The sequence below is a fragment of the Pseudomonas sp. GW823-FHT01D03 genome, assembly GCF_058798255.1.
This window is the reverse complement of sequence record NZ_JBXAKK010000001.1, coordinates 240266-251788: the sequence shown is the minus strand read 5'-3', so window position 1 is coordinate 251788 and position 11523 is coordinate 240266. Positions and strand designations below refer to the sequence as shown.

Genomic DNA, 11523 nt, shown 5'->3' with positions numbered 1-11523 from the left:
GACTGGATGAAAATCATCATCCTCGGTGCGGGGCAGGTCGGCGGTTCGCTGGCTGAACACCTGGCGAGCGAAGCCAACGACATCACCGTGGTCGACACCGACGGCGAACGCCTGCGCGACCTCGGCGACCGTCTCGACATCCGCACCATTCAGGGCCGCGGCTCGCTGCCGTCGGTGCTGCGTCAGGCCGGCGCCGACGATGCCGACATGCTGGTGGCGGTGACCAACAGTGACGAGACCAACATGGTCGCCTGTCAGGTCGCGCACACGCTGTTCCACACCCCGACCAAAATCGCCCGGGTGCGCGAAGCGTCCTACCTCAATCGCGAAGAACAGCTGTTCCAGAACGAAGCGATTCCGGTCGACGTGCTGATCAGCCCCGAGCAGGTGGTGACCAACTACATCAAGCGTCTGATTCAGCATCCGGGCGCGCTGCAAGTGATCGACTTCGCCGAAGGTCAGGCACAACTGGTGGCGGTGCGCGCCTATTACGGCGGGCCGCTGGTGGGTCAGCAATTGCGCCAGTTGCGCGAGCACATGCCGAACGTCGAAACCCGGGTCGCGGCGATTTTCCGCCGCGACCGACCGATCCTGCCGCAAGGCGATACGGTGATCGAGGCCGATGACGAAGTCTTCTTCATCGCCGCCCGTGAGAATATTCGCGCGGTGATGAGCGAAATGCGCCGTCTCGACGAAACCTACAAGCGCATCGTGATTGCCGGTGGCGGGCAGATCGGCGAGCGCCTGGCCGAGGCCATCGAGAGCCGCTACCAGGTGAAGATCATCGAGATGAGCCCGGCGCGCTGCCGCTATCTCTCCGACACCCTCGACAGCACCGTGGTGCTGCAGGGCAGCGCGTCGGACCGTGATCTTCTGCTGGAAGAAAACATTGCCGATGCCGACATCTTCCTCGCCCTGACCAACGACGACGAAGCCAACATCATGTCGTCGCTGCTGGCCAAACGGCTGGGGGCGAAGAAGGTGATGACGATCATCAACAACCCGGCTTACGTCGATCTGATCCAGGGCGGCGACATCGACATCGCCATTAGCCCGCAACTGGCGACCATCGGCACCTTGCTGGCTCACGTACGCCGTGGCGATATCGTCAGCGTGCACTCATTGCGCCGGGGCGCGGCGGAAGCCATCGAGGCGATTGCCCACGGGGATGCGAAGTCGAGCAAGGTCATCGGCCGGCCGATCGAGAAAATCGGCCTGCCACCGGGCAGCACGATTGGCGCGATCATCCGCAACGAAGAAGTGATCATCGCCCACGACGATACGGTGATCGAAACCGGCGACCATGTGATTCTGTTCCTTGTGGATAAAAAGCATATCCGCGATGTGGAGAAGCTGTTTCATGTGGGTCTGAGCTTCTTCTGATCCAGAAATATCGTTGGCTGTAATGGCCTCTTCGCGAGCAAGCCCACTCCCACAGGGGGAATGCATTCCAAATGTGGGAGCGGGCTTGCTCGCGAAAGCGGTGTAACTGACACCGATCTAAGCCTGACACTCCACAGAAAAGGACTGCATCGATGCTCGAATCCCTGGAAAAAATGCTCGCCAAGGGTGTGGATAACTCACTGCTGCGCTTCGGCTTGGGTAAGGGTTATCTGGATCTGGGGGAGAACGCCAAGGCAGCCGAGCATTTCCAGCGCTGTGTCGGTTTCGATCCGAAGTATTCGGCGGCGTGGAAGCTATTGGGCAAGGCGCAACTCGCACTCGGCGATCACGCCGCCGCACGTCAGGCGTGGGAACAGGGTCTGGAAGCCGCCCGCGCCCATGGCGACAAGCAGGCCGAAAAGGAAATGACGGTGTTTCTGAAGAAACTCGACCGACAGGCGCAATAGGCTAGAGATAGCGCAGGCCGATGCCCTCGGCATCCACCGTCACCACTTCCATACGCACCCGTGGCGCGCCGGTGGGTAAATCCTGCACCTGGCCATAAACCACCGCGCCTTTGGGCAATGAAGCCAGGCGCGGATGCTGCACATACACGCCGGTGGCCGACAGGTTGCGCGTCTGCCCGAGGCATTCGCCGAAGCTGTCGTGGGTGATTTTGATGCGGAAGGATTTGCGCTGTTCGGACATCTTGTTGCGCCCTTTGATGAACGGTTGTGGATAACTGAAGGAGCAAGATCAAAAGATCGCAGCCTGCGGCAGCTCTTACAGGTTATCCACAGAGTGTGCCAACTTGCTCAGTACCAGCGCGCTTCGCCCGCTGGGCGTTTCTTGAAGCGCTTCATGCTCCACATGTATTGGCTTGGATATGCGGCAACGTAGCGTTCAACCACCTTGCTCATGGCCGCGCAGGATTCCTCGGTATCGGTGCTGTACATGGCTTCTGGCGCCGCTTCGAGGATCACTTTGTAGCCAGAGCCGTCCGGCAGGCGCAGGGCATGCAGGAACACCCCGACCGCTTTGCCGCCGGCGAGCATGTTCGGCACGAATTTGCTGGTCAATGCCTGGGTGGCGAAGAACGGCACGAAGATCCCTGCGGATTCGGCCGGTTCCGGGTCAGCCGGAATGCCCACTGCACCACCTTTGCGCACTTCCTTGATGACGCTGAGGATGCCTTCCTTGGTGGAGGCAGCGACCTTGTTGCCCAGCTGCACGCGTTGCTTGCGCAGTAATTCATCCACAGCCTTGAGCTTTGGCGGGCGGTAGAAAATGATCGGTTTGCACTGGCTGCAATAGAAGTGATTGAGCACTTCCCAGTTGCCCAGGTGGCTGGTGATGCCGACCACGCCTTTGCCCGAGGCCAGCGCATCCTTGAGGATGTCGAGGCCTTCGACTTCGCGCACCAGATCGATCGAACGCTGGGCCGGCCAGATCCAGGCGCAGGCGCTTTCGGTCAGGGACTTGCCGATGTCTTTCAGGCTCTGGCCAACCAGACGCTCGCGCTCGGCCGGGTCCATCTGTGGAAAACATTTGGAAAGGTTGATCCGCACCACGTCGCGGGAACGGTTGGGGGTTTTCCACATGATCCAGCCGATCGCCGAACCCACGGCCTGCACGGCCCACCATGGCAGCAGGGCAAACAGCCGCAGAGCGCCTACCAGCAAGGCGCCTTTAAACTTTTCCACAGGTCACTCCTGATTTTGTGCTGTGCGCGAGGCGGCCATTCTAACCGCCGTTGACCAGCTGCGCGTAGCGGTCACAGTCCTGAGTGTGATCCATGACCATGCCCGAAGCCTGCATCAGTGCGTAGCAAATGGTCGGGCCGACGAAGGTGAAGCCGGCCTTTTTCAGGGCTTTGCTCATCGCCAGCGCTTCGGGGGTGATCGCCGGGACTTCGCTACGATCCTTGAAATGATTGATGATCGGTTGGCCACCGACGAACGACCAGAGAAACGCCACCGGGTCTTCCAGCGCCAGCCAGGCCTGGGCGTTGCGCCGGGCGGCATTGAGTTTGAGGCGATTGCGGATGATCCCCGGATCGAGCATCAGTTCATCGATCTCGGCGTCGCTCATCTGCGCCACGCGCTGCACGTCGAAGCCGTACAACACCTCGCGGTAGCGCTCGCGTTTACGCAGCACGGTGATCCACGACAGCCCGGCCTGGAACCCTTCGAGCAAAAGCAACTCGAACAAACCCTGCGCATCGCGTAGCGACGTGCCCCACTCCTGATCGTGATAAGCCATGTACAGCGGATCTTCGGTACACCAAAAGCAGCGTGGCATAAGGCTCCAGGGGGCGTGCGCAGCAACGAATCGGGTATACTCCCGCTCTTTAAATCGCAGCCCAAGAAACAGGTGAATTTCGTGAGCCAGCCTACGCCAGCCGTGCGTACCTTCCAAGACTTGATCCTCGCGCTCCAGCAATACTGGGCCGAGCAAGGTTGTGTGGTACTTCAGCCCTACGATATGGAAGTAGGCGCCGGCACTTTCCACACCGCGACCTTCCTGCGCGCCATCGGCCCGGAAACCTGGAACGCCGCGTACGTGCAGCCAAGCCGCCGTCCGACTGACGGCCGCTACGGGGAAAACCCGAATCGTCTGCAGCACTACTATCAGTTCCAGGTCGTCCTGAAGCCGAACCCGGACAACTTCCAGGAACTGTACCTGGGCTCGCTCAAGCATGTCGGCCTGGACCCGCTGGTCCACGACATCCGCTTCGTCGAAGACAACTGGGAATCGCCGACCCTCGGCGCCTGGGGTCTGGGCTGGGAAGTCTGGCTCAACGGCATGGAAGTGACTCAGTTCACCTACTTCCAGCAGGCCGGCGGCATCGAGTGCTACCCGGTGACCGGCGAGATCACTTACGGTCTGGAGCGTCTGGCCATGTACCTGCAGGGCGTGGATTCGGTCTACGACCTGGTCTGGGCTGACGGTCCGTTCGGCAAGGTGACCTACGGCGACGTGTTCCACCAGAACGAAGTGGAGCAGTCCACCTACAACTTCGAACACGCCAACGTCGACAAACTGTTCGAACTGTTCGACTTCTATGAAAGCGAAGCCAAGCGCCTGATCGAACTCGACCAGCCGCTGCCGTTGCCGAGCTACGAAATGGTCCTGAAGGCCTCGCACACCTTCAACCTGCTGGATGCGCGCCGGGCGATCTCGGTGACCGCGCGTCAGCAATACATCCTGCGCGTACGCACTCTGGCGCGTTCCGTTGCGCAAGCCTACCTGCTGGCTCGCGCCAAGCTGGGCTTCCCGATGGCGACCCCGGACCTGCGTGACGAAGTACTGGCCAAGCTGGAGGCTGCACAATGAGTGCTCAAGATTTTCTGGTTGAACTGGGCACCGAAGAACTGCCTCCCAAAGCCCTGAACACCCTGGCTGAAGCGTTCCTCGCCGGTATCGACAAGGGCCTGCAAGCTGCCGGCCTGAGCTACGAAAGCAAAACCGTCTACGCCGCACCGCGGCGTCTGGCCGTGCTGATCACCGCGCTGGCCACCCAGCAACCGGATCGCAGCATCAACCTCGACGGCCCGCCCCGTCAGGCGGCGTTTGACGCTGAAGGCAACCCGACTCAGGCAGCCCTGGGCTTTGCCAAGAAGTGCGGCGTCGAGCTGAGCGAAATCGACCAGAGCGGCCCGAAACTGCGTTACAGCCAGAACATCGCCGGCAAGCCGACCGCGAGCCTGCTGCCGACCATCGTCGAAGATTCGCTGAACGACCTGCCGATCCCGAAACGCATGCGTTGGGGTGCGCGCAAGGAAGAGTTCGTGCGTCCGACCCAGTGGCTGGTGATGCTGCTCGGTGATCAGGTCATCGACTGCACCATCCTTGCGCAGAAGGCTGGCCGCGACTCCCGTGGTCACCGCTTCCACCACCCGCAAAGCGTGCGCATCGGTTCGCCGTCGAGCTACCTGGCCGACCTGCGTGCCGCTTATGTTCTGGCCGATGCCAACGAGCGTCGCGAGATCATCAGCAAGCGCACCGAAGAACTGGCGACCCGTCAGGAAGGCACTGCGATCGTGCCGCCGGCGCTGCTTGATGAAGTGACCGCGCTGGTCGAGTGGCCGGTGCCGCTGGTGTGCTCGTTCGAGGAACGCTTCCTCGACGTGCCGCAGGAAGCACTGATCACCACCATGCAGGACAACCAGAAGTACTTCTGCCTGCTGGATGCCGACGGCAAGTTGCTGCCACGGTTCATCACCGTCGCCAACATCGAAAGCAAGGACCCGCAGCAGATCATCGCCGGTAACGAGAAAGTGGTTCGTCCACGTCTGACCGACGCCGAGTTCTTCTTCAAGCAAGACAAGAAGCAAAAGCTCGAAGCCTTCAATGATCGCCTGAAGAACGTGGTGTTCCAGGAAAAACTCGGCAGCGTCTACGACAAGGCCGAGCGCGTATCGAAACTTGCCGCATACATCGCGGCACGCATTGGCGGCAACGCTTCCTGGGCGGCCCGTGCCGGCCTGCTGTCGAAGTGCGACCTGGCCACCGAAATGGTCGGCGAGTTCCCGGAGATGCAAGGTGTCGCCGGTTACTACTACGCGCTTAATGACGGCGAGCCGGAAGACGTCGCGCTGGCGCTGAACGAGCAGTACATGCCACGCGGTGCCGGTGCTGAACTGCCGGCGACCCTGACCGGTGCCGCTGTCGCGATCGCCGACAAGCTCGACACCCTGGTCGGTATCTTCGGTATCGGCATGCTGCCAACCGGCAGCAAAGACCCGTATGCCCTGCGCCGTGCGGCCCTCGGCGTGCTGCGTATCCTGATCGAGAAAAAACTCGACCTCGATCTGAACGATGCCGTGGCTTTCGCCGTGGCGGCGTTCGGGACCAAGGTCAAGGCTGCCGGTCTGAACGACGCGGTGCTGGAATTCATCTTCGACCGACTGCGTGCGCGTTACGAAGACGAAGGCGTCGATGTCGCCACCTACCTGTCGGTTCGTGCCCTGAAGCCGGGTTCGGCGCTGGACTTCGACCAGCGTGTGCAAGCGGTTCAGGCCTTCCGCAAACTGCCGGAAGCGGCAGCGCTGGCGGCGGTGAACAAGCGTGTATCGAACCTGTTGAGCAAGGTAGAAGGCTCGGTGCCGACCGTGGTCGAGGCGAAGTACTTCGACAACGCCAACGAGTTCTCGCTGTACTCGGCGATCCAGCAGGCGGATCAGGCGGTGCAGCCAATGGCCGCAGCGCGTCAGTACAACGAATCGCTGGCGCGTCTGGCTGCATTGCGTGAGCCGGTGGATGCGTTCTTCGACGCCGTGATGGTCAATGCCGAAGACGCCAACGTGCGGGCCAACCGCTATGCGCTGCTGGCGCGTCTGCGTGGCCTGTTCCTGGGCGTTGCCGACATTTCGCTGCTGGGTTGAGGGATTGCTGTTGAAACTGCTGATTCTCGATCGGGATGGAGTGATCAATTACGACTCCGACGCTTACATCAAGTCGGTGGAGGAGTGGATTCCACTGCCCGGCTCGATCGAGGCGATTGCGCAGTTGAGCAAGGCCGGCTGGACGGTGGCGGTCGCTACCAACCAGTCGGGCATTGCTCGCGGCTATTACGACCTCGCCACCCTCGACGCCATGCACGCGCGCTTGCGCACGCTCGTGGCGGAGCAGGGCGGTGAAGTCGGGCTGATCGTGTACTGCCCGCACGGGCCGGACGAGGGTTGCGATTGCCGCAAGCCGAAACCGGGCATGTTGAAAACTATCGCGGCGCACTACAACGTGGCGCTGACGAATGTCTGGTTCGTCGGCGACAGCCTTGGTGACCTGGAGGCCGCCAAAGCCGTCGATTCACAGCCCGTTTTGGTAAAGACCGGGAAAGGCGAAAAAACTCTGGGCAAGACCCTTCCGGTCGGCACCCTGATTTTTGACGATCTGGCGGCGATTGCCGCAGAACTTATCCACAACTAGAGTGCTTCTGAAGTTCCTGACCAGGGATTGATCGGGAGTGCGCTTGAACAGTCGGGCATCGCCCGTAACGGTAAACGTCGCCATGTCGATACTGCAGGCCATCAGAATTTTTCTCTTTTACCTGCTGCTGGGCACCACTGCCTTGCTGTGGTGCAGCCTGAGCTTTTTTATCGCGCCCTTTCTGCCGTTCAAGGCGCGTTATCGTTTCATCAACGTGTACTGGTGCCGTTGCGCCTTGTGGTTGACCAAGGTGTTTCTCGGCATTCGTTACGAGATCAAAGGCGCGGAAAACGTGCCAGACCGGCCCTGCGTGATTCAGTCGAACCACCAGAGCACTTGGGAGACGTTCTTTCTCTCTGCTTATTTCTCGCCCTTGAGCCAGGTGCTCAAGCGTGAATTGCTCTACGTGCCGTTCTTCGGTTGGGCCATGGCCATGCTGCGGCCGATCGCGATCGACCGCGACAACCCGAAAGCGGCGCTCAAACAAGTCGCGGCCAAGGGCGATGAACTGCTCAAGGATAACGTCTGGGTGTTGATCTTCCCTGAAGGCACCCGCGTTCCTTATGGCACCGTCGGCAAGTTTTCGCGCAGTGGCAGCGCGTTGGCGGTGAATGCGGCACTTCCGGTGCTGCCGATTGCACACAATGCCGGCAAATTCTGGCCGAAAATCGGCTGGGGCAAGCAGCCGGGCGTGATCACCGTAATCATCGGCGAGCCGATGTATGCCGAAGGCACTGGCCCGCGCGCCATCGCCGAGCTGAATGACCGGGTACAGGCCTGGAACGAACGGACTCAGCGCGAAATGGGTTCTCTGCCACCGGCACCGCAGGCACCTGCGGCGAGTGATCAGGTGGCTGTCTGATTTTTGTGGATAACCTGTGTACGGTTTTGTTGAAAAATCCTGAATATAGAAGGTAACCGATTGATTTACCTATATATTTCTCAAGCTCATAAAACACTGTAAAAGGTGCATAAGTTTTTTTCGGAAGTAAAAAAACCGGCTGATATAGCCGGTTTTTTTGTGCCTGTTCACTCGGCAATCAACGGCAACTGGAGTCTGAACGTCGTGCCCTGATCAACGACGCTGTGACATTCGATACTGCCGCCATGATGATCGACCACGGCCTTGACCATCGACAACCCCAGGCCGACACCATCGATGCCCTGCGCCGATGAAAACCGGCGATATTGAGTGAACAGATCCGGCAGTTCCTCGGCGGCGATGCCTTTGCCCTGATCGGTCAATTCACAGCACAGCCACTCGCCATGACAACTGGCGCGCAACTGAATCGTGGTGCCCGCAGGACTGTACTTGATCGCGTTTTCCAGCAGGTTGAACAAAGCTCGGGTCAGCAGGCCCTGGTCGGCGTTGATCAGGCGCTCCTGGGATGGCTCATCCATGTCATGCAGCAACTGGATGCATTTCTGTTGGGCGATGGGCAAGGCCTGATCCAGCACGTCCAGTACCAGCATCGCGAACAGACTGGGCTGGAACTGATAAGCCTCGGATTCCGCTCGCGCCAGCAACACGAAACCATCGGTCAAATCCAGCGCACGGCGTACCTGACGCTCGATCTGCTCGAACAGCGGAGAATCCGCTCCGGCCTGATGACGGTGCACATCCAGCAGGGCAAGGATCGCCGAGTGCGGGGCGCGCAGATCGTGGGAAAGAAACCGCAGCAAGACCCCGCGCTGTTCTTCGGCAGCGCGTTCGGCGCTCAGGTCGGTGAGGCTCAGTAGCCAGCCGATCGGCGTATCGCCATCCACCGGCAACAGTGCCGCACGCTCCAGACGCAGGCTGCGTTCCTTGTGATCGCGAAACTCCAGCAAGGGCAGGACTGATAAGGCCGGACGTGGTGCTGTGGATAATTCCGGATAACCGAGGCGGGCCAATTGCTCAAGAACGTCGTCGCCCACCAGCGGGTGATCGAACAATACCCGGGCCTTGCGGTTACCCAACAGGATCTGCCCTTTGGGATCGCTGATCAGTGTTGCCACCGGCAGGTATTCCAGACCGTCGGCAATGAAGCGCCGGGTATCGCGCGTGCGGCTCATGGCTTGTTCCAGCGCCATGATCTGCCCCTGTAACTGGTCTGCGCTGGTAAATTTTGCACGGCGCCGTTCGGGGAACACTTTTGGCTCGCGGTCCAGCCGCGCCAGCTCCCAGCCAAAGTACGTCAACACCACACTCAAGCGCCGCCAGTTCCAGATCAGGTAGCCGAACAACATGCCGAGCGCCGCCGGAGTCGGTGACCACCAGTGCCGGGTTTCCGCCAGCCCGGCGCTGGTCAGCAGCACACAAGCCACACCGCCCAATGTCACCCAGATCGCCCAGCGCGGGCGCCACAGCAGCAATCCGAGTACGCAGGCTACCAGCCCTACCGAAAGCAGCGTGCTCCACATCGGTACCACGTCGTGCAGGTTGATCTGCGCGCGATACGACAACAAGGCAGTCAGCGGCAACAGCACTAGACTTATCCACAACCACTCGCGCACCAGCCGCCGAAACAGACGCTGGACCTGACTCGGCTCGCGGCTTTCACGCCGGCGCGGGTTATTCATGGCAAACGGGGAAAGGGGCAGTGAATGGTTTCATGGGCCACAGGTCTGAGGATGTAGATCCGAAGAATCATAGCGGACGTCGACAACGGCGGACGGCTTACTTTCACCGTACAGGCCAAGCCGTTATGGTGGCTAGCCACTGCCCAAGCAACAAGGAGCCCACGCGTATGCGCGTTGCGATACTGGACGATGAACCCGCCGAACTGCGTCGGGTCGAGCAAACCCTGCAGCAGATGGCGGCCGTAGGCGACCAGCCGTGGTCACTGCACAGCTTTGAACGGGGCGAGGACCTGTTGCGCCAATTGCGCCGGGACACTTTCGACCTGCTGATCCTCGACTGGCAATTGCCCGACCTGACCGGCCTGGCGCTGCTGCGCTGGACCCGTGAGCACATGGAGTCGCCCCCCGCCGCAATCATGCTGACCAGCCGCGACGGCGAGAGCGATATCGTCCAGGCGCTGAACGCCGGGGCCGACGATTACGTCAGCAAACCGTTCCGCCCCAACGAGCTGAAAGCCCGAGTCGCCGCCGTGCTGCGTCGGCACAGCCAGCAACGCAGTAGCGCTGCCGAAGTCCTGAGCTTCAATGACCTGACCTTCGACGATGCTGAACTGACCGTCACCCGCGAGGGTAAGGCCGTGGTCATGACCGAGCGTGAATATCGCCTGGCGCGCTGCCTGTTCAGTAACCTGGGTCGGCCGTTGTCGCGGGAGTACCTGTACGAACGCTTCTGGCCCCACGAAGAAGTGGCGTCGTCACGGCCGCTGGATACGCACATCTATCGCCTGCGCAACAAGCTGGGGCTGACGGCGGATCGCGGCTGGCAGTTGCTGACGATTTATGGGTATGGGTATCGGTTGGAGAGTGTGCCTGCAACAGCTGGTGATACCACGATGCAGTCGTAACGTGAATCGACCAGTCAAGCTGGTCGATACCTGGAAGCCAGCGAGTGTCAGTTGACCAAAGGTGCACGCCAGTCATCTGACCCCGTCGTGCCGCAAATTTCATGCGTCCAGATGATTTTACGATACGTGAAATGTACGTCTTCCAACTGCGTGAAATGCGCCATATTCATATCTTGGCAATTCGGCATTCTGGAGTTCACTTCCACAATAACGGCGTCTACCAATTCAATACTGAAAAAATGTTCTTGTGTACCTGCAGCGGAAGTTCGATACCAGGCAATATGACAATTGTCCAAGACTTCGCCACTGGTCAAAGCGCTGTATATCAACGGGGATGCCTTGTCGAAAACCTTGGTAACCATGAGAGGCTTATGCACCCGCTGACCGGTGGGTTGGCCGGATTGAGGGTCACGTGGAATGATAATTTGATGGCTGAAAGCCTGTACCAAAATCTGATCTTCGTGCCCTTCCTGGTAGGTATTACCCACTGAGTCTGCTGTAAAAGCCCCGGCACTGATCAAACCTTGTCGATTACCATTAATCGTTAAATATGCAGGTGTAGGCATAACTAAGTTCCCTGTTCGATTCTAGACACTGACAACGCTCCACTTATGCCGTAGGGCAGTTAGCGAAGCGGCTGTAAGATAAATAGAACCGATCGAGATATATGTAGGAAGAGTCTCTCCTCAACGAAGGGATAGTCTTAAAATTTGCAGGATTTAATCCAAAAAAAGAACCGGAA

The 11523-nt window shown here is 59.8% G+C and carries 12 protein-coding genes; 7 read left to right on the top strand and 5 right to left on the bottom strand.

Annotation, left to right across the window (positions count from 1 at the left end; all coding sequences use genetic code 11):
• Positions 1 to 6 precede the first annotated feature (6 nt).
• On the top strand, positions 7 to 1383 hold the full coding sequence (gene trkA, locus AC1RBR_RS01095) for a Trk system potassium transporter TrkA (protein ID WP_095139781.1): 1377 nt from the start codon (positions 7 to 9) through the stop codon (positions 1381 to 1383).
• Positions 1384 to 1535: 152 nt separating this feature from the next.
• A complete protein-coding gene (locus AC1RBR_RS01090; RefSeq protein ID WP_027610275.1) occupies positions 1536 to 1850 on the top strand; it encodes a tetratricopeptide repeat protein in 315 nt (104 codons plus the stop codon).
• Between the two features lies 1 nt (position 1851).
• On the opposite strand, the gene AC1RBR_RS01085 is transcribed toward AC1RBR_RS01090, so the two are convergent.
• The 3 genes from AC1RBR_RS01085 to AC1RBR_RS01075 form a co-directional block, all read right to left on the bottom strand.
• Positions 1852 to 2091: a PilZ domain-containing protein gene (locus tag AC1RBR_RS01085; protein ID WP_007960749.1), complete on the bottom strand. Its 240-nt coding sequence runs from the start codon at positions 2089 to 2091 to the stop codon at positions 1852 to 1854.
• Between the two features lie 107 nt (positions 2092 to 2198).
• Complete coding sequence (locus tag AC1RBR_RS01080; RefSeq protein WP_492562576.1) at positions 2199 to 3086, bottom strand: lysophospholipid acyltransferase; 888 nt, start codon at positions 3084 to 3086, stop codon at positions 2199 to 2201.
• A 40-nt stretch (positions 3087 to 3126) separates the two neighbouring features.
• Positions 3127 to 3684 carry a DNA-3-methyladenine glycosylase I gene (locus AC1RBR_RS01075; RefSeq protein WP_492562574.1) on the bottom strand — a complete coding sequence of 186 codons (558 nt, stop codon included), beginning with the start codon at positions 3682 to 3684 and terminating at the stop codon, positions 3127 to 3129.
• 81 nt (positions 3685 to 3765) lie between these two features.
• Here AC1RBR_RS01075 and glyQ point away from each other — a divergent pair, with 81 nt between their 5' ends.
• The 4 genes from glyQ (at position 3766) to AC1RBR_RS01055 (ending at position 8176) form a co-directional block, all read left to right on the top strand.
• Positions 3766 to 4719: a glycine--tRNA ligase subunit alpha gene (glyQ, locus tag AC1RBR_RS01070; RefSeq protein WP_003187265.1), complete on the top strand. Its 954-nt coding sequence runs from the start codon at positions 3766 to 3768 to the stop codon at positions 4717 to 4719.
• Positions 4716 to 6770 (top strand): glycine--tRNA ligase subunit beta, encoded by a 2055-nt coding sequence (gene glyS, locus AC1RBR_RS01065; RefSeq protein ID WP_492562572.1) that lies wholly within the window; start codon positions 4716 to 4718, stop codon positions 6768 to 6770. Before glyQ ends, glyS begins: the two co-directional genes overlap by 4 nt.
• 4 nt (positions 6771 to 6774) lie before the next feature.
• Positions 6775 to 7314, top strand: a complete 540-nt coding sequence (gene gmhB / locus AC1RBR_RS01060) for a D-glycero-beta-D-manno-heptose 1,7-bisphosphate 7-phosphatase (RefSeq protein WP_456018322.1) — start codon at positions 6775 to 6777, stop codon at positions 7312 to 7314.
• Positions 7315 to 7396: 82 nt separating this feature from the next.
• Positions 7397 to 8176 carry a lysophospholipid acyltransferase family protein gene (locus AC1RBR_RS01055; protein ID WP_166495134.1) on the top strand — a complete coding sequence of 260 codons (780 nt, stop codon included), beginning with the start codon at positions 7397 to 7399 and terminating at the stop codon, positions 8174 to 8176.
• Positions 8177 to 8343: 167 nt separating this feature from the next.
• On the opposite strand, the gene AC1RBR_RS01050 is transcribed toward AC1RBR_RS01055, so the two are convergent.
• The gene (locus tag AC1RBR_RS01050; protein ID WP_492562570.1) at positions 8344 to 9876 is read right to left on the bottom strand and encodes a sensor histidine kinase; all 1533 of its coding nucleotides are present in this window, start codon (positions 9874 to 9876) and stop codon (positions 8344 to 8346) included.
• Positions 9877 to 10043: 167 nt separating this feature from the next.
• Here AC1RBR_RS01050 and AC1RBR_RS01045 point away from each other — a divergent pair, with 167 nt between their 5' ends.
• Positions 10044 to 10781 carry a response regulator transcription factor gene (locus tag AC1RBR_RS01045; protein ID WP_166495136.1) on the top strand — a complete coding sequence of 246 codons (738 nt, stop codon included), beginning with the start codon at positions 10044 to 10046 and terminating at the stop codon, positions 10779 to 10781.
• Positions 10782 to 10828: 47 nt separating this feature from the next.
• Here AC1RBR_RS01045 and AC1RBR_RS01040 read toward each other — a convergent pair whose 3' ends face one another.
• On the bottom strand, positions 10829 to 11347 hold the full coding sequence (locus AC1RBR_RS01040; protein WP_095139789.1) for an Hcp family type VI secretion system effector: 519 nt from the start codon (positions 11345 to 11347) through the stop codon (positions 10829 to 10831).
• Positions 11348 to 11523 lie beyond the last annotated feature (176 nt).

What these genes read in the sequence shown, in the direction of transcription:
- trkA (WP_095139781.1), top strand. Translation starts at nt 7, where the DNA reads ATGAAAATCATCATCCTCGGTGCGGGGCAGGTCGGCGGTTCGCTGGCT.
- AC1RBR_RS01090 (WP_027610275.1), top strand. Translation starts at nt 1,536, where the DNA reads ATGCTCGAATCCCTGGAAAAAATGCTCGCCAAGGGTGTGGATAACTCA.
- AC1RBR_RS01085 (WP_007960749.1), bottom strand. Translation starts at nt 2,091, where the DNA reads ATGTCCGAACAGCGCAAATCCTTCCGCATCAAAATCACCCACGACAGC.
- AC1RBR_RS01075 (WP_492562574.1), bottom strand. Translation starts at nt 3,684, where the DNA reads ATGCCACGCTGCTTTTGGTGTACCGAAGATCCGCTGTACATGGCTTAT.
- glyS (WP_492562572.1), top strand. Translation starts at nt 4,716, where the DNA reads ATGAGTGCTCAAGATTTTCTGGTTGAACTGGGCACCGAAGAACTGCCT.
- AC1RBR_RS01055 (WP_166495134.1), top strand. Translation starts at nt 7,397, where the DNA reads ATGTCGATACTGCAGGCCATCAGAATTTTTCTCTTTTACCTGCTGCTG.
- AC1RBR_RS01050 (WP_492562570.1), bottom strand. Translation starts at nt 9,876, where the DNA reads ATGAATAACCCGCGCCGGCGTGAAAGCCGCGAGCCGAGTCAGGTCCAG.
- AC1RBR_RS01045 (WP_166495136.1), top strand. Translation starts at nt 10,044, where the DNA reads ATGCGCGTTGCGATACTGGACGATGAACCCGCCGAACTGCGTCGGGTC.
- AC1RBR_RS01040 (WP_095139789.1), bottom strand. Translation starts at nt 11,347, where the DNA reads ATGCCTACACCTGCATATTTAACGATTAATGGTAATCGACAAGGTTTG.